Genomic DNA, 22,632 nt, shown 5'->3' with positions numbered 1-22,632 from the left:
TACTCGATCGTGGAAGCAGGCTGGATGGACATTACGTCCAGGAGGGAATGATGGCTCCGTGATAGGCTTCAAGCAGCTTGGCGCGGATATTGGGTTTCTGAAAGGCGCTTACCAACGGCTGAACCCAGGCGGCATGTGCATCGGGTTCGTTTACGGCGATGAAATTGATGTATGGATTATTGTCCATGCTCTCACGCGCAAGACGTTCCGATTTGAGATCAATTCCGGCTTTGTAGGCCCATTCCGTAATCACTACTCCAGCATCCAGATCCGGCAGGGAACGTGCCAGTACAGGGTCATCCAGTTCCCTGATCGTCAGATTTTTCGGGTTTTCGGAAATATCGAGCGCTGTTGGCATTTCGCCTGCTTCAGATGAGATCTTCAGCAGTCCGAGAGATTGCAGAAGCTTGAGCGCACGGCCTTCGTTCGTCGGATCAGCGGGAACGCCGATCGTAGCGCCATCTGGAATTGTGGAAAGTGTCTTCCATTTTTTCGAATAAAAGCCAATCGGTGCGAAATAGGTATTTCCAACCGGCACGATATGGGATCCAAGCGCAGTATTCTGGGCCTGCAGATAGGGGCCGTGCTGAAATGCATTGGCTTCCAGATCTCCTGCTGCAAGGGCCGCGTTGATTGGATTGCCTTCAGAAAAGGTAACGATTTCAATGGTCAATCCTGTTGCGCGGGTGTTTTCCTGCACAATGCGCCAGATATCCTCGTCTTCTCCGGACAGGATCCCGACCCGAACAGGCTTCGGTTGAGCTTTCGCGGATGCTCCCATCAGGGACGTGGCGGCAACCAGTGTGAGCAGTCGACGGCGGCCCAGAAGACCCTCCGAGGCGGACTGCGGTTGCGTTTTCAGGCGATTATGCATGATGCAGGGCTTTCGATGAAGCAGCAGACAAAAGATCGCTATGATGCCGTGCCGCGACATCGGGATGAGAGCGCAGCCGCCCTTTGAGCGTGTTCTGTCCGATCTGAGAGAAAAGAGGGTTTTCGGGATCCTGGGTAATACCGGTGCTGAAATTGACCAAGGCGTCCGGCAGGGGGAGGATCGGCATCGTGGCATCGAGTTGGGCCCCGAGGAAGAAGGCCGCAGAAAGCCTGTCTCGCCCTGAGTGCGGGCTGACGACACGATGGATTGCTGCCTTGAAATATCCGCTCGTGGCAACTTCCAGCAATTCGCCGATGTTGACGATGAACGTTCCCGGCTGGGGTGGCGCCTGAAGCCATTCACCGCTCGCCAGCTCTACCTCCAGGCCGCCTTCATTGTCCTGAAGGATCAGGGAGAGCAGGTCGCTGTCTTTGTGGGCGCCCACGCCCTGTCTTTCTCCATCGCCAAGATGGCCAGGGTAATGAATAAGCTTCAAAAGCTGATAAGGCGTATTGCTGACGACGGAGTGAAAGGCGTTCGCCGCTTGACCCAGAGACAGGGCAAGCGCCTCAAGCAGGCGTCGTAAGACCTCCAGAACCTGATCCTGCCATGACAGAACGGCCGCTCTGAATTGTGGAAGTGTCTTTGGCCACTGGTTTGGACCCTGAAGGCGGAGATAAGCCGGCTTGCCCTTCAGATCTGTGACGATGGCTCTTTCGGGCCCGATATCGAGTTGCTCGCGCCAGTCCGCTTTGCCACGTGTGATTTCCCGGCCTGCATGATTATACCCTCTGAAATGCGGGGAATTAACCATGGAAATCTGTTCTTTCTGCTCCATAGGCAGAGAGAAGAACCTGTTCGCCTGCACCATGAGATCGGCATTCAGGTCAGCCGAAACTCCATGCCCTTTCAGGTAGAAGAAGCCATATTCATGGGCAGCATTCCGCAGAGAGGCAAGGAAAGTGTCGTCAGGAGCTTGCCGGTCCTGCCACAGGGACAGGTCGATCGTCGGTAGAGAAAGAGTGTTCTGCGTCATACACGTAACCGCTTTCGGCTCTGAATTTTTGCCTCTGAGCCCCGCTTACAAGCAGGAGGCAGAAGCATTTGTCTTCATATACCCCTCCATAAAACGCGATATATATTAAATCCACATCAATATGTTGCTTGACTCGAAAAACACTATGAAACAATCAATAAAAGAAAAATATCCTTGAAAGAACTTTTATGCGTAGTGGTTATATCCTGGCGCCACTTCTTGTTGGCCTTTCGTTTTCTACGGCCGTCGCGGCCGAGACCACATCGGGTCAGGATAGCTCTGGCGAGAAAAATCCCTCCGGGAACAAGACTGTTGCCAAAAAATCCGTGCCTGTCGTCAGGGCGGAACAGTCTGTAGCTGACGAACCGGAACAGGTCATTGTGACCGGAACGCGTGATCCATCCCAGACGGCAGCACGAAGCATCAGTCCCATCACCATCATCGGGGGCAACCAGCTTCGTTCAACAGGAATGACCGACATCCGGGAGGCGTTGGTCCAGCTTTCTCCTTCCATCAGCCGTGAGGTTAACGGGTCGGATCAGGGATCGGTCATAGATGCGCTGAGCCTGCGGGGATTGAATGCCGATCAGACCCTGGTGCTGGTGAATGGCAAAAGACGGCATACGACGGCCGCAATTGCGGTGGATGCTTCATCGCAGCAGGGAACCACTCCAGTTGATCTGGATATGATACCGATTTCTGCGGTCGATCATATCGAGATCCTGCAGGATGGAGCGGCTGCGCAGTACGGATCGGATGCGATTGCAGGCGTAATCAACGTCATTCTGAAATCCAACAATCACGGACTTCATCTTCAGGCTGTAAATGGTGGTTACGCTGCGGGAGATGGCTTCACGACCGGTGAGAACCTGAACGCAGGATTCAAGCTGGGTCATCGTGGGTTTCTGAACCTCAGTGCCGAATTCAAACATCAGGACCGCACACAGAGAACCGGTATTGACCCCCGGACCGGCAGAAACAATGATCTGGCCACGGGCCAGCCTCAGGTTACGCGTGAGTCCATCGAGACGAATTTTGGCTATCATTTAACGGATGCGATAGAGCTTTACGGTTTTGGGACATTCACGCACCGTGATGCCGAACGTTGGGCATTTTTACGGGCTCCAAGCACGACAGCGGCGGACGGGCTATCCGGGATGTATCCGAACGGCTTCGAACCTGTTGAGACGATGCCTGAGAATGATTATGGCTTTACTCTCGGGTTCCGGGGAAAACGGCTTTACGGCTTTGACTGGGATCTGAGCTCCACGATTGGTGGAGACCATGACACGCTGGGGGACTACAACTCCGCCAACGCGGACGCCTATAAGGAAACTGGCTATTCTCCTTCACGGTTTTATCTCGGGAATTATTCCAACCAGCAGTGGACGAACAATCTTGATATTCGACGGGGCGTAGATCTTCCGTTTCTTTACAGTCCGTTGAATATCGCGTTTGGTGGCGAATATCGCCGTGATACCTATTCCATTGGTTCGGGAGAACCGTTGTCATATTACCTGAGTGGTGCACAGGGATACCAAGGTGAAACGCCTCAGGATGCTGTTAACGCAGCCAGACACGTTGCAGCAGCCTATGTCGATTTCTCGACACAGATCGTCAAGCGCTGGCGGGTAGATCTTGCGGGAAGGTTTGAGCATTATGACGACGTCGGAAATGCCCGAACAGGCAAGATCTCCACGCGATATGATATCAACCGCTTCATTGGATTTCGTGGCACCGCCAGCACCGGCTTTCGTGCGCCGACCCTTGCGGAACAGAATTTTGCGGCCTTCATCTCCAGTCCGAACTACGCAACCGGGCAGATTGCGGCCAACTCGCCCGCCGCGCGCGCTCTGGGCTCACCCGGCCTCAGACCAGAGACGTCTACCAACTTCAGTGCAGGCATGATCCTGAATCCGTTGCCGCGGCTTCATATCAATGTTGATGGGTATACAATCTATATCAAGCACCGGATTGTTGACGGCGGTTATGCTTCAGGGGCCCGTGCTGTAGAAGCTTATGCAGCAGCAGGCGTGGATACATCCGGTTTCTCGGGCGATGAATCTGCTGTCAGTACAAACTACTTTACGAATGGTGCCAGTACCCGGACAACCGGCCTCGATATCACGGCCCGTTATTCTTCAGATTTTGGGCGCTATGGGAAAGTAGACTGGGACGCCGCCGTCAATTTCAACCATACCAATGTGAAAAATATTGCACGGACAGGGGAAGGGGCCCCTGTTCTGAATGCCCAGCAGATCAGTTTGATGTCAACGGAGAACCCGTCCAACAAGCTGATTTTCGGAGGGATCTGGCGTCAGGGAAAATGGACGGTAGCTGTTCATGAAATCCGTTACGGTCATACGACGTCCAACCTGACATTCGTCTCGGGAAGCCATGCTTTTTCGACAACGGATTTTTACCATCAGATCAATCGTCCGCGTTTTGTGACTAATCTTGAAGTCGGCTATCAGGTTCTTCCCCAACTTCATCTGGCGCTGGGCGGTAATAACGTTGGGAACGCCCATCCCAGTCGCGTACCTTCCTTCACGGCCGATTATAACAACAATCTCTACGATACGCTCAGTCAACAGCTCTCCGAAGAAGGTGGTTTTTATTATCTTCGCGCTGATCTGGCTCTTTGAATATTATGATCATGCAGAATACCAGTCCGGCTGAAACAAATGAGACGTTGAAGATTGAAGGGCTGTCAAAGGCTTTTGATGGCCGCTATGCGCTGGAAAATATCAGCTTTTCTGTTCGTCGTGGCGAAATTGTCGGGCTCATTGGGCGCTCGGGTGCCGGGAAAACCACGCTGCTTCGGTGTCTCAATGGCGCAGACAGTGTGGATTCAGGTCGTGTTCTCGTTGAAGGTCGCAACCTCAGCACTCTGAAGGAGCGGGAACTCCTTGTTCTTCGACAACGGATCGGGCTTGTTTTTCAGGGCTTCAATCTTCTTCAGTCCCGAACGGTAAGCGGAAATATTTCCCTTGCTCTGGAGATTTTGGGCGTTCCCAGAAAAGAGCGTCTCCATCGCATTCAGCAACTGATCCATCTGGTCGGCCTGGAAGGGCACGAGGCAAAGTACCCCTCGCAGCTTTCCGGAGGGCAGAAGCAGAGAGTTGGGATAGCAAGAGCACTGGCAGGTCATCCCGCTATTTTGTTGTGTGACGAAGCGACGTCAGCGCTGGACCCTGAAGCGACGACTTCAATTCTCACGCTTCTTGAAACGATAAACACAGAGCTTGGCGTCACGATTGTTCTTATTACGCATGAAATGGATGTTATCCGCCGGCTGGCTCATCGGGTTCTTGTGCTTGATCAGGGGCGTATCGTTGAAGATATTTCAGGAGAGGCTCTGAGCAGGGGCGAAGCGGAACATTCTTTAACGCAGTCCTTCATCAGCCGTTTATCGAATAATGCAGAGGATATGGAGGTCGCGGGATATGCATCGTCAGGTTTTTGATCTGTTTTTCAAGGCTACACTGGCGACGCTCGAAATGGTTTTTGCGTCAGCAGCAATTGCCGTCTTTTTCGGATTGCCTCTCGCTATTCTCCTCACCGTCACGAGGCCTGGGGGGCTCTGGCCAGTTCGTCCCATCGGTCGGATGCTTGGGATTGCTGTTGATCTGACAAGGGCGGTACCGTTCATTATTCTTCTTGTCGTCCTGATCCCTTTTACGCGTTTCGTAATGGGGACGGCTCTGGGCACTGCTGCGGCCATCGTTCCTCTTTCCATCACCGCGATCCCATATTTTGCGCGGATTGCGGAAGTTTCGCTGAAAGAGGTGTCTCCGGAGCTGATTGACGCGGTTCGTGCCATGGGCGCAACCCGGGCAAAAGTCGTGCGCTCGGTTCTTGTTCCGGAGGCTTTGCCAGGGCTTGTGTCCGGACTGACAGTCACGCTGGTAACTCTGATCGGTGCATCTGCCATGGCGGGTGTTGTCGGTGCAGGCGGCTTGGGAGATCTTGCCATCCGCTATGGATATCAAAGATTTAATACTGCCATGATGTTGTGGGTGGTGAGTATTCTTGTTGTGCTGACAATTCTTGTTCAGCTCGGCGGGAACTGGATTTCGGCCCGATTGAGAAAAAATTTTATATAGTCCCCCTCGATTATGTAGCGGCGCGTTCAAGCGGAGACTGGAGAACGCCAAGAAGGCGGTTGATAAGACGTCTTCCAGGAGCATTTCTCTGGGAAAAAAATCCGAGTTTTCTGCAAGGGGCGGGGTCAGGCAGGAAGACCTTTTTCAGATGGAACCCTTCCGGCCAGGGAAGAGCCCAGTCCGGGATCAGTGAGACGCCGGTTCCCTGATTGACAAGCGTCGTAATCGCATCAAGTGCATCCAGTTCCAGGCGTTCGTGCGGCCAGATACCGGTGCGTCTCAGATAGTCATCTGCCAAACGCCCGCCCCACTGATTGCGATCGTAGCGGATGAAGGGGTAGGTCCGCAGAATTTCGTGAGGATCGGTTTGTGTAACATGTCCGGGAACAAGAACGATGAGAGGCTCGGAGCGCAGGGTTTCCCACACATGGCTGGCAGGAATGTCGAACGGCGGTTCGACGATAAACGCGGCATCCAGCGTTCCATCGAGAACGGCGTTGTAGAGCGCTGAGGAGGAGCCGGGCATGATGTGAAGTTCGATTTCAGGGAAACATTCGAAAAAACGTTTCAGATAGGGGGGAAGCAGGCCATTTGCCGCGCTCGAAATCGCTCCCAGCCTCAGTTTTCCAACCGGTGTGTCGCTTGTGGCGATGGTGCAAAGTTCACGGACAGACGTGATGATCCGGCGACTCTGTTCGAGAATGGCGAGCCCGTGTTCGGTGGGACGGACATTCCGGCCGTCCCGTTGTACCAGAGAACAGCCGATTTCCTCTTCCAGTGTCCGGAGGCGCTGCGCCACGGTTGCGGGGGTCAGATGCTGCTGACGGGCGGCAGCGGCAATGGAGCCCTGTTCGATCACGATGAGCAGGCTCTCAAGGAAACGTGTGTCCATGAATGGTTTTTCCGAAAATGGTGGAATGGAAGCTTTCAGGCCCTCTGGGTGGCGAGAAATGGCTCCAGGGTCTTGATGAGATGGGTGTGCGGAGACGAATGCAGCCAGTGCAGGCCGATATGACGTTGAGGGGGCGTGGTGGAGACGGGGATTTTTCGCACTGCCAGTCCTTCCGGCCATGGCGGCAGCCAGTCCGGAAGCAGGGAAATGCCAATGCCCTGACTGACCATCAGGGCAATGGCTTCAAGAGAGTCCAGTTCAAGCTGTTCTTTGGGAAAAATCCTGTTGTCCTTGAGGAACGTATCCGCGACACGGCCGCCCCACTGATTGCGGTCGTAGCGAAGGAAGACATTGTCCTTGAGGATCTGCAGCGGGTCTGTCTGGGTGCAGCTTTCGGGAACCAGAACGATCAGCGGCTCTGACAGGAGCCTTTTCCAGCCGCAGGTCTTGGGAATGGCGAAAGGGGGCTCCACGATGATCGCGCAGTCCAGTTGTCCTTCCAGAACCTCATGATACAGCTTGATGGACTGTCCGGGAGTGACGTGCAGGTCGATCTGTGGGTATTCGGCGAAGAAATCTTTCAGCATGAAGGGAAGCATGCCGGTCAGTGCCGTGGAAATGGCGCCGATTTTCAGTTCACCGGCAAATTCCTCCTGAAAAGCCAGTGATCTCAGCTCTTCGACGCCCCTGATGAGCTGTCGGCTTTTCTCGATGATCGCCAGCCCGGCAGCAGTGGGTGTTACGGTCCTGCCGGCACGGATCAGCAATGGCTGCCGGATCTGGTCTTCAAGAGCCTTGATGCGTTGGGAAACAGCCGCAGGCGTGAGGGAGAGCTGACGCGCTGCATCGGCAATGGAACCCCGTTCCACGATGGCGATGAAGCTTTCCAGAAAGCGTGTATCCAAGATGCGCTGTCTCTCGTTTCTGATGCGGAGGCGATGTCTCCAGACATCATGATATGGCAATCACCGAAAATTCAGAACAGACGTTTCAGCAGTTCCCCTGAGGCGGCAAGGTGCTCTCGGGTATCGGGCAGATATACGGTGTGCGCAGCAGGCGTTGTGTGTGATCGTCCTGCGCGGCTTTCAGGAGTTCGGGAGACTGGAAAAGGCGAATGGCGGTCATGGCCATTGCTTTTGCAACATGAACCATCCCTTTATGCGCCACATCCGAAGTACCCTGTGCCGTCATCTGCCATGAATGGAGAGGGGTGCCGATGGCGCAGGTCGCTCCGAGAGCCTGAACTGTCGGCACGGTCCAGCTGACATCCCCGACATCGGTAGAGCCGAGGGAAAACCGGCTTCCCACAGGCAGGATAAAGTCAGCCAAAGGCGCATCGCATGTATGCCATCCTATCTGACGAAGAGCCGAAGCGATGTCTTCTGCCGAGAGGGTCTCCTGTATCTTTTCAGCGAAAGCCCGATCTTCCGCATCGAATGGAGGTGGCCCGAGCTGCTCGAAGCTCGCCTGCATCACTTCTTCAAGGGGCCGGCAGGGCAGCAGGTTTGCAACCCCTGAGGTTATGACGCCCTGAACCTGCGTCCCGCTCATCAGGGCTGCTCCCTGTGCAACCTGCTTCACACGTTCTGCCAGCGTCAGCATCTCCGAAAGGTCTTCCGCACGTACCGAATAACGAACCGTCGTTTCTGCCTGCACCACATTGGGAGCCACGCCCCCCGCATTGATGTAGGCATAATGGATGCGGGAGGTGGGAAGCATATGCTCACGCAGATAATTGACCCCGACGCTCATCAGTTCGACTGCATCCAGAGCTGACCGCCCAAGATGTGGCGCCGCAGCCGCATGTGCCGCCCGACCGGTGAATGTGAAGTCCATTCGTACATTTGCCAGAGAGGACGGCGGCAGCACCCCGCAGAACGGAGAGGGGTGCCAAGAAATGGCGGCATCTACGCCCTGAAATGCTCCGCCCCGGACCATAAAGCCCTTTCCTGCTCCGCCTTCCTCTGCGGGGCATCCGTAATACCGGACCCGTCCGGGAAGCTGCATGACCGCAAGCCAGTCCCGGACGGCCAGGGCCGCGAGAAGAGACGCAGCTCCGAGCAGGTTATGCCCGCATCCATGGCCGTTTAGCGTGGTTGGAGTATGCACAAAGCTACCCGCTGCCGCTGCAAGGCCGGGGAGGGCATCATATTCCCCCAGAAAAGCAATGACCGGGCCGCTCTCCCCGCTTTCTCCCATCAGGGCTGTCGAAATTCCCGCAATATCAGGTGTTATGGCAAAACCGTGAGCCAACAGCATTCTGCGGTGCAGCGCGCAGGATTGCACTTCGTCGTAACAGAGCTCCGGAACAGCCCACACGCTATCGCTCAGGGCGATGGCCTCGTCCGCCAGTGCATCCACATGATCCTGCACATTCCCGGTGTTTCGTATCGACATGGTGATGTTCCTGATCTTTGGACATGGATTGTTTGAGTGGGGACTCGGAATATTGCGAAGAACGATCATCCTCTGGGAAAACCAGCATATTTCCCACATGGATAATCTGCAATAAAATGTTTTTCTCATCTTTTCGGGTGATAAAATTGCTTCATTCCCCGAGGATATCCAAGATATTTTGTTGATATATCCTCCGATAAGATAGTTTTAATATCTTTTGAACCAAACAGGACCCTCTATGCCCTGAACGCTGAATATGTTCTGAATATGAAACATAAAGAGCGCCGGTCTGCGGGATGATCGGTTTATGAGCAGGAGTTCAGAATGATGATGGTTCGGGCTGAACGGCAGGGTTCTGTTATGAGAAACGCATTCCGCAGCGTCCTGATGCTGTCCGTCTGTACGGGGTGTCTTTCCATGACGGGGGCATCTGCCGCCACTTCAAAAAACGACAAATTCCGTCGGGTTGCTCCCTCCAGGCATACGGATGCGCACGTCCCCCCCGCACACCATGCGGTTGCCAGGCAGGATCATCCTGAAGTCATCAGCGTGACGACGACGCGCCGGGCGTTTGGTTTTGGTACGGATCAGCACAGGGCGGGCAACACCACCAATCTGACGGCCGAGGACCTCGTGACGCACCACGTCACGACTGTCGAGGATATCCAGAATCTGGTGCCTAACCTGACAATTCAGACTGAAGGCGGCTCGAACGTTCCGGATTATTACCTGCGCGGTATCGGCATGCAGGACTATACCCAGAACAACATGTCTTCGGTCATGACCTATTTCGACGATGTGCCGTATACCATCACGGCGATGAGCTCCGGTCAGATGTTTGATGTGGCCTCCGTAGGGGTCGAGCCCGGTCCTGTGGGTTTTGAGCACGGACTTGCCGACACGGGTGGGGAAGTGCGGATTACGACCAACGATCCGACCAAGACCCTTCACTACGGTGCATCGGAAGACATCGCGAGTTACGCACGAAGCAAGACGAATTTCTATGTGTCCGCACCGATCACGGACCGGCTTCAGTTCCGGCTTGCCGGTCAGATGCTACAGGGGGGCGCCTTTCGCTATAACCGGGTGAATGGTGAGTCGATCGGACGGGCGAACGAAGGTGCGCTTCGTGGAAAACTGGCTTGGCAACCTGATGACAAGACGAACATCAAACTGACCGCCAACTGGTCACAGGATTCCTCGGAAGCGCAGGCAGGGTTCATTCTGTCCGACAGCAACAATATCCTTCCGCGCGATCAGGATATCTATGCGACCGGCTGGAGCCTTAACCCGCAATACGCCAAGATTCTGGGGATCTCTCCAGACAGCAAGCCGTCTTATAACGACATGCAGTGGAGCATCAATCTCAATGCCGACCGGGACCTCGGATGGGCCCATCTGGCAACGATTTCTTCATTCCAGCAACAGCAGCGCCATGAGTATATTGATCGTGACGCCGAAGCCTATCGCTCGGGAGACAGTTATCTGACGGGGAGCATGAATGTGTTCTCTCAGGAAATACGTCTCTCAGGACTGGCGCTTCACAACCGTCTCGAATGGGTGGCCGGCATGTATTACAACCGTGTACGGGCCTCGGGCGAAAACTGGTTTGATTATACGGATCGCCCCGGAAAATATTATTTTCAGGACAGTGCGCATGTTCAGCCGCAGCAGAACTTTTCGCAGTTCGCGACCCTGAAATATGCCCTGACACCCAAACTTCACCTGATTTTCGGTCTGGAGCATCAGAGCGACGATCGCCAGTTTCTCGATGACGCCGTTTATCGGTACAATCCTGTGACGTTGGGAAAAACCTACACAAAGGTTTTCCCCGACCACGGTGCCCTGACAAACCAGTTTTCGGGCAAGGTCGGCATTAATTATCAGGTGATGCAGAACGCGATGCTCTATGCCGATATTCGGCGCGGTGTGAAGCCTGGTGGCTTCACCGCCAATACAACCCTGACCGAGCAGCAGGCTGCGGGCTTCAAGCCGGAATGGCTGATGGCGTATGAAGTCGGGTTCAAGAGCGAATTCTTCAATCACCGCCTCCGCATCAACGGCGCTGCGTTCTGGGATTCGTACCACGACCAGCAGTATTTCTCATATATTCTGGTGCCCGGATGGGGGACGGTGGGGTCTTACGTCAATGTGCCACGGTCGCATATTTTCGGAACGGAGCTCTCCATCAGCGCGCATCCTTTCCGTGGGCTGACACTGACGCAGAACGTCGGATATCAGCGCGGGACATATGACGATTTTCAGGTTTTGAACGTGCAGGCTGTCACGGCCTATTACGCCAAAACCGGACAGTACAGATCCATTACGGACAACTATGATGGTGCGGATACGGGTATTCCCAAGCTGACGCTGAATGGCAGCGTATCCTACGAAACAAAACCCGTTTTCCGGAAATACACCATTACGCTTCAGGGAGATTATTCCTATCGCGGAGCCCAGAATACTGTGCCGCGGGGAACTGGAACTTACCTGCTGCCTGCATATTTCCTGATGAATGGCAGTGTAACCTTCAAGCCGGCCAAGGGGCGCTGGGCTGTTACGGCCTATGCCACGAACATTCTCAACCGCGACTATATCGTCAGCCGGACTCTCGCAACAACGGTCAACATGGGCATCTCCGGGCAGCCCCGGTTTGTGGGAGGACGTTTTTCCTATGATTTCTAAAGCCGGAATATTCCGGTTAAGGTTTAAATCATGCCCAGCGTGGGAGGAGAGACGGCATTGACGAACGAGTTACAGACCAGACTGTACCATCGCCTGAACTGGCGGATCATGTCATGGATTATCGTGATCTATTTGATGGACAGTATCGACCGTACTAATCTGGGCTTCGCACGCAGCCACATCTCGCAGGATGTGGGACTGACTGCGGCGCAGTTCGGGTTTGCTGCCGGAATTTTCTTCGTCGGTCTGGTATTGTTCGAGATTCCCATCAGTCTCTGGTCCTCGCGTGTGGGCGCCCCCAAGACATTCGCCAGAATCATGGTGCTGTGGGGCATGACATCAGCGGCGACAGGTTTCATTCACAGCCGTGACAGTTTTTATGTCCTGCGTTTTCTGCTGGGGGTTTTTGAAGCCGGGTTTGCTCCGACCTGCACTTACTATCTTGCCCGCTGGTATCCCGAAAACCGGATGTCCGCAGTCATTTTCTGGCACCAGCTCTCGTTACCTCTGGCCGGGATCATCATTGGTCCGATATCGGGGCTGATTCTGGTCCATTTCGATCAGGTCGCCGGTCTGGCAGGGTGGCGGTGGATGTTTCTCCTCGAAGGTCTTCCTTCCATCCTGCTGGGAATCATCGTTGCATTTGTATTGCCCAGGGCTCCAAAGGATGCGCGCTGGCTGTCCGCGCAGGAACGTGACATGATCGAGACATGGAGCGTGCGGCAGAACGTGCGTCATGTGAAGTTCTCCGCAGTCGTACGGGATCCGGCCATCTATTTTCTGGGCCTCGGCTTCTTTGCGCTTATGGCCGGAATGTACATGCTCAACTTCTGGCTGCCGTCCATCATTCATGAGTCCGGTGTCCATTCTTCCGTGGCGGTCGGACTATACTCTTCCTTCCCGTATGTGGTGTCTGTCGCTTCGATGGCGTACTGGAGCGCGCGTTCGGACAGGCTGAAAGAACGAAGCTTTCACTGCTATGCACCCGCAGTTCTGGCCAGTCTTTGCTTTCTGCTGACAACTGTAATTCCGGACATCTTCGTTCTGAAGATGATCGTTCTCGCAGGCGCTACGGCCGGGATCTACGCCTCTTACGTGGTGTTCTGGGCCATGGCTGCCAACGTATTTCAGGGAAGTGCCGCAACTGGCGGCTTTGCTCTGATCAATGCCATCGGTCTGTGGGGCGGAGTGATCAGCCCCATGGTTGTCGGAAAGCTGACCTCCATGACAGGAACACTGTCAGTAGGAATGCTGTGCATGGCCGTAACAGTCGCCTTCGGCGCGCTCATCCTGTGGTCCGTGACGCGCAGGATCACGGCACCTTCCGTTTCTCCTGTTCTTTCTGAAATTCTGTAACTGTAATTGAAAGATTTGACTATGAAAGTCTGCCTCACGGGTGACAGTATTGTTCTGCGTCGACTGAATACAGGTGTTGATCCGGTCTGTGCTCCGCTGTTTGACATGATCCGGGACTGTGATGCGTCCTTCACGAACCTTGAAATCATGCCAAGCGACTTTCAGGGCGATCCAGCCCTGGACCACGGTGGCTCCCATTTCAGCGCACATCCCTGGATTTTGGACGAACTTTGCGATGCCGGTTTCGACCTGTTTGCCGCAGCCACCAACCACTGCCTTGATTATGGAATTTCCGGTCTGCGTATCGCGATCGAGGAGCTGAAAAAGCGTGAAATCCTGTATTCCGGCGTCGGTTTGACCCTTGAGGAAGCGCGTCGGCCAGCCTATTTCAGCCATCCCAAAGGCACGGTTTCAATGCTGTCCTGCTGTTCAACGTTTGCGCGTGGGCAGGAAGCCGCCGATCAGACCCGCAGCATGCAGGGGCGCCCCGGCCTCAATCCGCTGCATTTCAGCACGACCTATCAGGTCAGACCGGAAGAGCTTTCCGTGCTGCAGCAGATTTCCGCAGGCCTTGGACTGGAAAAAATCAAGCAGGAACAGATCAAGCTCGGCTTCGGCTATCCCGCTCCGGAAGGGACGCTGACACTGGATGGAACACGTTTCGTCGAAGGCAGCGCAACCCGTATCCTTACCACTCCGAATGCGCGGGATCTTGAAGAGATCGGGCGCTGGGTCCGGGAAGCCCGGGTCGTTTCTGATGTGGTGATCGTCAGTGTTCATACCCATGAAGTCGGATATGACGCGGATGGCACAATCAGTTGGGAAAAACCGGGAGAGTTTCTGGAAGTTTTTGCCCGTGACGCTATCGATCAGGGCGCCGATATAGTGGTCTGCCACGGTCAGCACCTGCTGAAAGGCATGGAGCTCTATAAAGGCAAACCGATCTTCTACAGCCTTGGAAATTTCATCGGCCAGAATGAACTCGTCGATATGCTGCCCGAGGATTCCTATACCTTCTATAAAGTCAGCACCGATGTAACGCCCCATCAGGTCTACAAGACCCGGACCCTGAACGACAAGAAGGGCTTCCCTGCTGACCGCCGTTTCTGGGAAACCCTGCTGCCGATCTGCAAATTCGCGGAAGACGGGACATTGTCATCCATGGAAATCCATCCCGTTTCGCTCGGACTGGGCAAAAGCGCTCATACGCGCGGCCTGCCTTTCCTGGCGGAAGGCGAAGAAGGCGAGAGTATTCTGTCACGCTTTGAATCCCTCTGTGCGCCTTATGGTGTCAGCTTTACGCGGGACAAAGGAAAGCTGATCCTGAAACAGGAGTGATACAGCATATTGTTTGCAGGGGGTTCCAAAGTGAAACGCCCTGCAAAGACAATATTTTCTTTCATTAGAAGCCATATAATCGTTCTGTAGTGCGCTGTTTTTGCGTGTTATTTCTGTATTTCTTCTTAATTTCCGGTGTAGAGATGCCTAATCCGTTTCATATTGCCTTCCCGGTCGACGATCTTGATGCTGCCCGTGCCTTTTACGGTGAAATTCTGGGATGCCCGGAAGGGCGCAGCACGAACAGCTGGATTGATTTTGATCTGTATGGCCACCAGATCGTCACACATCTTATTCCCGGCGCATGTCGTAAAGGAGATGCCGAAGGCGGAGCAGTGGACGGACACAATGTTCCCATTCCCCATTTCGGTGTCGTTCTGGATATGGACGACTGGAAAGATCTTGCTCAACGCGCCAAACGCCACGGAATTACTTTCGGGCTGGAACCACAGATCCGCTTTGAAGGCCTGCCCGGGGAACAGGCGACGATGTTCTTCTGTGATCCGGCAGGTAATGCGCTGGAGTTCAAGGCATTCGCTGACATGAAACAGCTTTTTGTGAAGCAGTAAGTCTCCATTAGCCCGGTCCAGAGAGGAGTTTTCGTGTCCCGTTCCCTGATATCTTCCAATACCGCCGCTGTCGGTCCGGTTCCTGATCCCGAACTGGCGAAGCTGATATTCGATCGCCTGTATGATATCGGCTTTGACGGGAGGGGAATGACCCGTCCGTCCTACGGTGAAGGTGAGAACCGGGCACATGCCCTGTTTGATGAAATCGCCAGGGAACACGGACTGGAAATCCGCAGAGACTGGGCATCGAACCTGTTCATCACGCTTCCGGGGCGTAATCGTAATCTGCCTGTGGTCATGACCGGTTCGCATCTGGATACGGTGCCATGCGGTGGCAACTTTGACGGTGCGGCCGGAGCGGCGGCCGGACTCCTGATCCTTTGTGCATGGTCCACGGCAGGCTTTCAGCCGGAACGGGACACAACGCTGATCGTAACCCGCGCGGAAGAGAGCGTGTGGTTTCCGGTTTCTTATCTGGGAAGTCGGACGGCTTTCGGTCTGCTGGATGCGGATGCTCTTGAAACACCGCGCAGTGATGACGGTGTGACGTTACGCGAGCATATGCAGGCCTGCGGCGCAAAACCGGAAGAATGTGGCACGGCGCCTGTTCTGGACCCGACGAAAATCGACTGTTTCGTGGAGCTTCATATCGAGCAGGGACCGGTTCTGCTGGAGGCCGACGTTCCCGTGGGAATCGTAACAGGCATCTGCGGCAGCACACGATACCGTTCAGCCGTCATTCACGGTCAGTACGCCCATTCCGGCGCAACGCCGCGCCGTTTCCGTTCGGATGCTGTCATGGCGGGTGCCAGCATGATGATGGCCCTTCACACGGACTGGAAAACGGTTGAAGCCGCAGGCGAAGACATGACGCTGACATTCGGTGTGTGTCAGACGGACCCTGCACAGGCCAATTTTGCCGCCGTTCCTGGAAAGCTCGACCTGGTCATCGATATCCGTTCGCGTGATGAGGCGTTGCTGGAACGCATGAACGCACGGGTCATCGAACAGGCGCGTCGGGTGGAAGCCGAGTTCTCGGTTCGTGTCGAACTGGGGCCGCGCACGCAGAGCACGCCTGCACTCATGGATGAGACGATTCAGGAGCAGGCGAAAGATCTGGCTGCGGAAATGGGCATTGTGGTCGTTTCCATGGCCAGCGGAGCCGGACATGATGCGGCAACATTCGCAGGGCAGGGCGTTCCTACGGAAATGCTCTTTGTGCGCAATGAGAACGGAAGCCATAACCCTGATGAAAGCATGGAAATGCCGGACTTCCTTGTAGGCGTCGGTCTGCTGGAACGGCTTCTGCGTCAGAGGGCTTCCTGAAACTCACAGGGATTGAAAATCCTTGTTCTGCTGGCGGCTCCTGCTTCAAAAACGTGGGCAGCCGCTTTTGCGCTTTACAAGGCGGCTTTATGGTCGCAGGACTACGATGTATTTTTCACAAACTCTTGGCAAGAGGGTTTTGAATCTGCGTCTGATGGACAACCCCAATCCTGCTTCGCTGAAGGCACAGCACGCGACCCGGTTGGCATTTTTCAGTGCCGGGTTTTCGGGTGCGGCATGGGCCCCGATTATTCCCTACGTCAAGTCGCGGTGTGAACTGACTGACGCTCATCTCGGCCTGCTCCTTCTGTGTCTGGGGATGGGATCGATTGTTGCCATGCCGATTGCTGGCAGTCTGGCCGGGCGTTTCGGTTGCCGGTGGATCATTGCGATTGCCACTCTGGCGGTCTGTTGCAGTCTGCCGGTTCTGGCGTCTTCAGCCTTCCTGCCCGGTCTGGCCATCGCGCTGACAGTCTTTGGGGCCGGTGTCGGGTCAATTGACTGTGTCGTCAGTGTGCAGGCCATCATCGTCGAGCGCGCCAGCCAGAAAACGATGATGTCCGGCTTTCATGGTCTGTTCAGCGTGGGCGGCCTACTCGGGGCCATGGGCGTAAGCAGTCTGCTCGGTCTCGGCCTGTCACCTGTTCAGGCCTCTCTTGCGGTCGTTCTTTTATTGCTTCTGGGCAGTGGGCTAGCGTTGTCCGGACTGCTGACCGGACGAAACAGTTCAGGAAAGGGGCCTGCATTTGCGGTGCCGCACGGCATCGTTCTGATCATCGGGATCATGTGTTTTATCGTTTTTCTGGCCGAAGGGAGCGCCATAGACTGGAGTGCCGTATTCCTGGCCACGGTGCGGCATGTCGATATGCGCTATACCGGCCTGGGATATGTGGCGTTTGCCACTACTATGACGATCGGCCGACTATTGGGAGACTGGCTGGTGCGGCGTGTTCCCGGTCGTATGCTGATCACGGGCGGAAGCCTGCTGGCCGCATCAGGGATGCTTCTGGTGGCCGCTATCCCGCTCTGGCAGGTCACATTGCTGGGCTATGCGCTGGTGGGCGCAGGGTGCGCCAATGTGGTGCCAGTTCTGTACTCAGCCGTCGGACGACAGACTTTCATGCCTGAACATCTCGCCGTGTCGGCCATAACGACGCTGGGATACTCTGGCATTCTGGTCGGGCCGGCCGCGCTCGGCTTCGTCGCTCAGGCTGCAAGCCTTCCGCTCGCTCTCGGAATTGTGGGCGTGTTTCTCGGTGGGGTGGCGGCAGTAGGAATGATTCTGCCGAAGGCTCTCATCAATGGTGAGACCACGTCATGACCCTGTTCATATTGAGCAGCGTCATGACCGGCATCTGCGTCGAGATTATCCGCTGATCGACTGTGCCGCTTTCCGCAGAGCCGGAAGCATATCTTCCGGTTCCGGCCGGCGGGTATAATCCGGATTGACCTCGGCATAGAGAATTACGCCGTCCTGACCGATGACGAACCGTCCAGGCATTGGAAGGGTCCAGCTATCATCGCCATTGAATGACGGCAGGTCGTTTTTCAGGCTTGTGTAGAGTTGCACAAGATAGTCCGGCATTATAAAACGCAGACCAAAAGCGGCTGCAATGTCGTTGTGCACGTCCGACAGGATGGGGAAATCCAGATTATTCTGGCGGACCGATCTACGGCTGTTCACGGCTGTCTGGGGTGAAATGGCGATCAGGTTTGCGCCCAGCCTCCGGAATGCAGGTAAGGCGGCGTCAAGGGCCTGAAGCTCCATGTTGCAGTACGGGCACCACACGCCGCGATAAAAACTGAGGACCAGCGGACCTTTCGCCAGAAGTTCGGACGAAGACACCGGAGCGCCGTCAGGGTCGTTCAGGATGAAAGACGGAGCCGTGTCGCCCGCTTTGAGCGCATTCCCCGCTGCGCCCGAGGCGATCAGCTCTGCGGTTGCACGATGCATGATTTCAATGACCGAGGCCGGAACATTGTAAGGCGGCTTTCCGGCTTCAAAATCGGCTTTGAAAGCATCAAGTTTTGCCTGAAGAGACATGGGTATTTCCTTCCAAAGAGGATGCGGCGTCTGATGTCAGGGCCGCTGACAGGCCGGAGAACATATGTCCCAGCAGGGTGGAAGCGACGTGCAGCAGGCTGCCCGTCAGATGAAAAGCCACAAGACCATCCGTTATGGCGGAGCCAGACGTGATGCGTATGAGTGAACCGAACATCTCTGAACCCTTCCTTCACAACCCGGCCTGTTGGGGTGACGAATGAAAAATGCCTCTTCCATGCTCGACAGGGCAGAGGGCCCAAGGCGATAAGGATCATTCCCTGGAGGAATATTATGGATCGTTATCAGGCAATGGCCACCTTCATACGGGTGGTGGACACGGGATCGTTTTCGGCAGCCGCACGACAGCTTGGTGTAGGACAGCCGGCGGTTTCCAAAACCATAGCGCAGCTTGAAGCCCGACTTCAGGTCAGTCTTCTCATCCGCTCCACCCATGGTCTGACACCGACAGAGGCAGGGCAGAATTTTTATGAGCGGGCACGGAATGCGATTCAGGAAGCCGACGAGGCTGAACTTGCTGCAAAAGGCGCGGGGGCGGGTCTTTCAGGCCGGTTAAGGGTGTCAGCTGCGACAACGTTCGCAAGGCTGCACATCATCCCGAAACTGCCGCTGTTTCTGGCGCAGAATCCTCATCTGACAGTTGAGATCATTCTCGATGACCGGATGATCGACCTTGTAGCGGAAGGCGTGGATATTTCGCTGCGTATGGGAACGCTTGCGGACTCCACGGCCGTTGCCCGGAGGGTGGCGACCGGGGGACGCTCGGTCCTCGCCACCCCCGCCTATCTCAAACGCGCAGGCATACCCCAGTCTCCTGCGGATCTGGCGACCCATGAGGCAATTATCTACAGCCAGTTGCCAAGTTCGTGGTCATTCCTGCGAGATGGAGCCGCCGTGTCAGTCTCTGTCAGCGGACGTCTCAAAGTCAGTGCTGCGGAGGGCATCAGAGCCGCCGTTCTGGCCGACATGGGACTGACCATCGCATCCGACTGGATGTTCGCGCCCGAGCTTGAAGACGGCGCCGTTGTTCGCGTTCTCGAAGCCTGGTCTCTGGCTTCGATTGATCTGTGGGCGGTATTCCCGGCCGGACGGATGATGACGGCCAAAGCCCGGCAGTTTGCGGATTTCGTGGAAAGCATCATGAAACCCGCGAATACTCCCTGTTCTGTTTCCAGGGCTTGATTTCGCTACAGGGAAAGCCATCGGATGCCACGCTGCTCTGCTTCGTCGTGGGCGTCTTCATAGCCCGCATCGGCGTAGCGCATGACACCCAGACTGGTATCGTTGGTCAGCGCAATTTGCAGACGCTCATCCGCATCGCTGGAGCCGTCGGCGACGATTGTGACACCTCGCTGGTCATGTATCCCGCATAACCGCCGCCTCCGGAATGAATGGCGACCAGATCGGCCTGTGATGAACAGGCCAGCATGGCATTCAGGAGCGGCCAGTCTGCAATGGCGTCCGATCCGTCCTTCATGTTTTCCGTCATGATGTTTGGATGCGCCATTGCGCCGGCATCCAGATGATCGCGCGTGAATGCGACCGGTCCGGCCAGTATGCCATCACGAACCATTCCGTTCACGGCGAGGCCGACCTGCGTACGGGCGTCGTGGCCAAGCCAGGCAATCCGCGCCGGAAGCCCTTCAAACGGCACATGCGCCCGGGCCAGCGTGATCCAGTTTACAACGGATGGGTTGTCCGAGAATGTTTCCAGAAGATAGTCGTCGATCCTGCGGATATCGTTCTCGTCGTTCGACAGCGCAATCCAGCGGAAAGGTCCGATCGCCCGTGCAAAAAGAGGCCGCAGATAGGCTTCCGTAAAGATCGGAATATCGAACGCATTCCCGATCCCCGCCTTCTTTGCCTGCGTACGGATCAGGTTGCCATTATCGAAAACGATGGACCCGGCGGACTGGAAATCCAGCATGGCCTGCACATGACGGGCGATGGATTTCATGGAAAGCGCGGCGAGTTTTTCGGGCTCGCTTTCTCGCAATGCCTGAATTTCGGCGGCGGACAATCCGGCGGGAAGATAGCCGTAGACCAGATCATGGGCGGATGTCTGGTCTGTGACGATGGCGGGAACGATGCCGCGGGCATGGATTTCAGGGAGAATGTCCGCCGAATTTCCCAGAAGACCGATCGAACAGCCATTGCCCGCGCGCTGCGCATCCGCCACGAGTTTGAGGGCTTCGTCCAGCGTCTCTGCCCGATGCTGGAGATAGCCTGCTTCAATCCGCTTGTTGATGCGTGCGCCATCCATTTCTACACACAAAATTACGGCACCAGCCAGACGTCCGGCGAGGGGCTGTGCGCCCCCCATGCCGCCAAGACCGGAGGTCAGGATCAGCTTTCCGGACAGGTTCGAGCTGAAATGACGCTCCGCGATACAGCGGAAGATCTCATACGTTCCCTGTATGACGCCCTGAGAGCCGATATACTGCCAGTCGCCGGCTGTCAGGCCACCCCAGCAGATCAGGCCTTTCTTTTCGAGCTGGTAGAATTCCTCAGCCTTGGCCCACTGTCCGATCATGTTGCAATTGGCCATGACGACAATTAGCGCACGCTCATGTGTGCGTACTACGCCGATGGGCTTTCCGGACTGAACGATGAGCGTTTCGTCATCGCGCATGGTCTTCAGCGTCTGGACGATGACATCATGTGACGGCCAGTCCCGTGCAGCTTTGCCCAGAGCAGCATAGACCACGAGATTTTCGGGATCTTCAGCCACAGACAGGACGTTTTCCAAAAGACGCAGAAGCCCTTCCTGTCGCCATCCCCGACAGCGCAGCGTGTTGCCTGACGTGACGTCGAAATGCCGTTTGGTCATATTTCAGGTGTCCTTGCCAAGAGGAGAGGGCGCAAGCGCATAGCTCGCCAGATCAATGCCCAGAGCACGCTCGACAGGCGGATAGACGGCCGGATCCACAACACTTGAGGAAAGCGGAAACTTGGTTTTCTCGACATGAAGGACAAGGATTTCCATGCCTTCCTCGATTTCCCCGACGCTCAGCGGATAGCCGTCCGGAGCAAGCGTGGTGATGATATCGGGGAACGAGGCCAGACGCTGACCGTCCGCACCATCCACCGCCATGTATTCGTTCATAACATGCAGGGTCACGGCAGAAGTGCCCTGTCCGACCGTAATGGTCCCCACATCGAAGGCCTCGGGCGTATAGGTGACCGACTTCCGGCTGACTATACCTTGCGCGATAATGGCTCCGTCGAGCGTTTTTAGAATGGCGTCGACGACGGCATTTCCGCTTTTGCCCGAGGCTTCGAGGATGGCTTCTCCCAATGCGAGGGCATGGGAAATTCCGCCCCATGCGGCATGGCGTTTGACGTAAGACGCGGGAAGCGGGTTGCGGCAGGATGCGATGAAGCCGCCCGACATATCGGAGGCGGTCCGCAGAATGGGCGAAATCCGTGCAGTCGCGCCTTTTGCGACCATCTCGATATAGGAATGGCGGGAGCGGTTGCCGCCGACAACGGCCTGAATCATTGTTTCGGGCGAATTGGCCATGCCGATGGACCCCATGTCGCCGGTGGGATGAGCGCGCATGTCGCCAACCGCATCCACGACCTTCGTGCCCAGGATCGCTCCGGGAAGCCAGGCATTGAGCGTACTGGACTTGCCATTCTGTCCGATCATGAGACCGTAAATTGGTTGTCCCAATTCCTTCTGGACGAGCTTTACGGCGTTGACGTAATCGACACCCAGCATCTGCCATTCCGTCGTACTGGCAGGCGCACCGATCGCTGCCGCCGTGGCGATGATGGCATCGTCTTCAATCTCTTCCGCGGAGACGAGCTCAGGCTGTCCGGCATTAACCGCTGCCATACCCAGCATCCGCCCATGTTCAACCCAGCCACCGCCGCCACAGGCGAAGACCGATCCGCCCCGGATCGCGGCTTCGACGTCTTTTTCAACCAGTATTCTGCCCATCGTGACCATTCCCGTATTGCGGCGTCTCACTCCTGCGCGGGGAGA

16 protein-coding genes and 2 pseudogenes are annotated in these 22,632 nt (G+C 55.7%); 10 read left to right on the top strand and 8 right to left on the bottom strand.

Translation table 11 applies throughout. From position 1 onward, the window contains the following. Positions 1-31: 31 nt before the first annotated feature. Both GAL01_RS11740 and GAL01_RS11735 read right to left on the bottom strand, forming a co-directional pair. Positions 32-874, bottom strand: coding sequence for a MetQ/NlpA family ABC transporter substrate-binding protein (locus GAL01_RS11740; protein WP_231865214.1), 843 nt, complete (start codon positions 872-874; stop codon positions 32-34). After that, on the bottom strand, positions 867-1,910 hold the full coding sequence (locus GAL01_RS11735; protein WP_062027463.1) for an isopenicillin N synthase family dioxygenase: 1,044 nt from the start codon (positions 1,908-1,910) through the stop codon (positions 867-869). The genes GAL01_RS11740 and GAL01_RS11735 overlap by 8 nt, the downstream gene beginning before the upstream one ends. Before the next feature lie 188 nt (positions 1,911-2,098). Between GAL01_RS11735 and GAL01_RS11730 the strand changes: the two genes are divergently transcribed. The 3 genes and pseudogenes from GAL01_RS11730 (at position 2,099) to GAL01_RS11720 (ending at position 6,016) form a co-directional block, all read left to right on the top strand. Further along, complete coding sequence (locus tag GAL01_RS11730) at positions 2,099-4,555, top strand: TonB-dependent receptor plug domain-containing protein (RefSeq protein WP_062027461.1); 2,457 nt, start codon at positions 2,099-2,101, stop codon at positions 4,553-4,555. 11 nt (positions 4,556-4,566) lie between these two features. Continuing rightward, positions 4,567-5,247: pseudogene (locus tag GAL01_RS11725) on the top strand (methionine ABC transporter ATP-binding protein); the annotation flags it as partial. A 109-nt stretch (positions 5,248-5,356) separates the two neighbouring features. Further along, positions 5,357-6,016, top strand: coding sequence for a methionine ABC transporter permease (locus GAL01_RS11720; protein ID WP_062029019.1), 660 nt, complete (start codon positions 5,357-5,359; stop codon positions 6,014-6,016). 10 nt (positions 6,017-6,026) lie between these two features. On the opposite strand, the gene GAL01_RS11715 is transcribed toward GAL01_RS11720, so the two are convergent. From GAL01_RS11715 to GAL01_RS11705, 3 genes are all read right to left on the bottom strand, one after another. Continuing rightward, positions 6,027-6,908: a LysR family transcriptional regulator gene (locus GAL01_RS11715; protein ID WP_062029021.1), complete on the bottom strand. Its 882-nt coding sequence runs from the start codon at positions 6,906-6,908 to the stop codon at positions 6,027-6,029. Between the two features lie 35 nt (positions 6,909-6,943). Continuing rightward, positions 6,944-7,813, bottom strand: a complete 870-nt coding sequence (locus GAL01_RS11710) for a LysR family transcriptional regulator (RefSeq protein ID WP_062029023.1) — start codon at positions 7,811-7,813, stop codon at positions 6,944-6,946. An 85-nt stretch (positions 7,814-7,898) separates the two neighbouring features. Continuing rightward, complete coding sequence (locus GAL01_RS11705; RefSeq protein ID WP_062029024.1) at positions 7,899-9,305, bottom strand: amidohydrolase; 1,407 nt, start codon at positions 9,303-9,305, stop codon at positions 7,899-7,901. Positions 9,306-9,665: 360 nt separating this feature from the next. Between GAL01_RS11705 and GAL01_RS11700 the strand changes: the two genes are divergently transcribed. The 6 genes from GAL01_RS11700 (at position 9,666) to GAL01_RS11675 (ending at position 17,900) form a co-directional block, all read left to right on the top strand. Continuing rightward, positions 9,666-11,990, top strand: coding sequence for a TonB-dependent receptor (locus GAL01_RS11700; RefSeq protein WP_169926426.1), 2,325 nt, complete (start codon positions 9,666-9,668; stop codon positions 11,988-11,990). A gap of 57 nt (positions 11,991-12,047) precedes the next feature. Next, complete coding sequence (locus GAL01_RS11695) at positions 12,048-13,346, top strand: MFS transporter (protein WP_169926425.1); 1,299 nt, start codon at positions 12,048-12,050, stop codon at positions 13,344-13,346. 21 nt (positions 13,347-13,367) lie between these two features. Beyond that, positions 13,368-14,684: a CapA family protein gene (locus tag GAL01_RS11690; RefSeq protein WP_062029030.1), complete on the top strand. Its 1,317-nt coding sequence runs from the start codon at positions 13,368-13,370 to the stop codon at positions 14,682-14,684. Positions 14,685-14,827: 143 nt separating this feature from the next. After that, a complete protein-coding gene (locus GAL01_RS11685) occupies positions 14,828-15,253 on the top strand; it encodes a VOC family protein (RefSeq protein WP_062029032.1) in 426 nt (141 codons plus the stop codon). Positions 15,254-15,286: 33 nt separating this feature from the next. After that, complete coding sequence (locus tag GAL01_RS11680) at positions 15,287-16,579, top strand: Zn-dependent hydrolase (RefSeq protein ID WP_197458971.1); 1,293 nt, start codon at positions 15,287-15,289, stop codon at positions 16,577-16,579. A gap of 139 nt (positions 16,580-16,718) precedes the next feature. Continuing rightward, the gene (locus GAL01_RS11675; protein ID WP_231865279.1) at positions 16,719-17,900 is read left to right on the top strand and encodes an MFS transporter; all 1,182 of its coding nucleotides are present in this window, start codon (positions 16,719-16,721) and stop codon (positions 17,898-17,900) included. 45 nt (positions 17,901-17,945) lie between these two features. Here GAL01_RS11675 and GAL01_RS11670 read toward each other — a convergent pair whose 3' ends face one another. After that, complete coding sequence (locus GAL01_RS11670; RefSeq protein WP_062029034.1) at positions 17,946-18,623, bottom strand: peroxiredoxin-like family protein; 678 nt, start codon at positions 18,621-18,623, stop codon at positions 17,946-17,948. Positions 18,624-18,914: 291 nt separating this feature from the next. On the opposite strand from GAL01_RS11670, the gene GAL01_RS11660 reads away from it, so the two are divergent. After that, positions 18,915-19,823: a LysR family transcriptional regulator gene (locus GAL01_RS11660; RefSeq protein WP_062029038.1), complete on the top strand. Its 909-nt coding sequence runs from the start codon at positions 18,915-18,917 to the stop codon at positions 19,821-19,823. Positions 19,824-19,828: 5 nt separating this feature from the next. On the opposite strand, the pseudogene GAL01_RS11655 reads toward GAL01_RS11660, so the two are convergent. Next, a pseudogene (locus GAL01_RS11655) lies at positions 19,829-21,471 on the bottom strand (urocanate hydratase). A 3-nt stretch (positions 21,472-21,474) separates the two neighbouring features. Then, complete coding sequence (locus GAL01_RS11650; RefSeq protein ID WP_062029089.1) at positions 21,475-22,587, bottom strand: DUF917 domain-containing protein; 1,113 nt, start codon at positions 22,585-22,587, stop codon at positions 21,475-21,477. Positions 22,588-22,632: the final 45 nt, after the last annotated feature.

Origin of the sequence: Gluconobacter albidus, from assembly GCF_002723915.1 — a bacterium.
GTDB lineage: Bacteria > Pseudomonadota > Alphaproteobacteria > Acetobacterales > Acetobacteraceae > Gluconobacter > Gluconobacter albidus.
The sequence above is the reverse complement of the archived record's forward strand: the minus strand, read 5'-3'. Positions and strand labels throughout refer to the sequence as shown.

What these genes read in the sequence shown, in the direction of transcription:
- GAL01_RS11740 (WP_231865214.1), bottom strand. Translation starts at nt 874, where the DNA reads ATGCATAATCGCCTGAAAACGCAACCGCAGTCCGCCTCGGAGGGTCTT.
- GAL01_RS11735 (WP_062027463.1), bottom strand. Translation starts at nt 1,910, where the DNA reads ATGACGCAGAACACTCTTTCTCTACCGACGATCGACCTGTCCCTGTGG.
- GAL01_RS11730 (WP_062027461.1), top strand. Translation starts at nt 2,099, where the DNA reads ATGCGTAGTGGTTATATCCTGGCGCCACTTCTTGTTGGCCTTTCGTTT.
- GAL01_RS11720 (WP_062029019.1), top strand. Translation starts at nt 5,357, where the DNA reads ATGCATCGTCAGGTTTTTGATCTGTTTTTCAAGGCTACACTGGCGACG.
- GAL01_RS11715 (WP_062029021.1), bottom strand. Translation starts at nt 6,908, where the DNA reads ATGGACACACGTTTCCTTGAGAGCCTGCTCATCGTGATCGAACAGGGC.
- GAL01_RS11705 (WP_062029024.1), bottom strand. Translation starts at nt 9,305, where the DNA reads ATGTCGATACGAAACACCGGGAATGTGCAGGATCATGTGGATGCACTG.
- GAL01_RS11700 (WP_169926426.1), top strand. Translation starts at nt 9,666, where the DNA reads ATGAGAAACGCATTCCGCAGCGTCCTGATGCTGTCCGTCTGTACGGGG.
- GAL01_RS11690 (WP_062029030.1), top strand. Translation starts at nt 13,368, where the DNA reads ATGAAAGTCTGCCTCACGGGTGACAGTATTGTTCTGCGTCGACTGAAT.
- GAL01_RS11685 (WP_062029032.1), top strand. Translation starts at nt 14,828, where the DNA reads ATGCCTAATCCGTTTCATATTGCCTTCCCGGTCGACGATCTTGATGCT.
- GAL01_RS11670 (WP_062029034.1), bottom strand. Translation starts at nt 18,623, where the DNA reads ATGTCTCTTCAGGCAAAACTTGATGCTTTCAAAGCCGATTTTGAAGCC.
- GAL01_RS11660 (WP_062029038.1), top strand. Translation starts at nt 18,915, where the DNA reads ATGGATCGTTATCAGGCAATGGCCACCTTCATACGGGTGGTGGACACG.
- GAL01_RS11650 (WP_062029089.1), bottom strand. Translation starts at nt 22,587, where the DNA reads ATGGGCAGAATACTGGTTGAAAAAGACGTCGAAGCCGCGATCCGGGGC.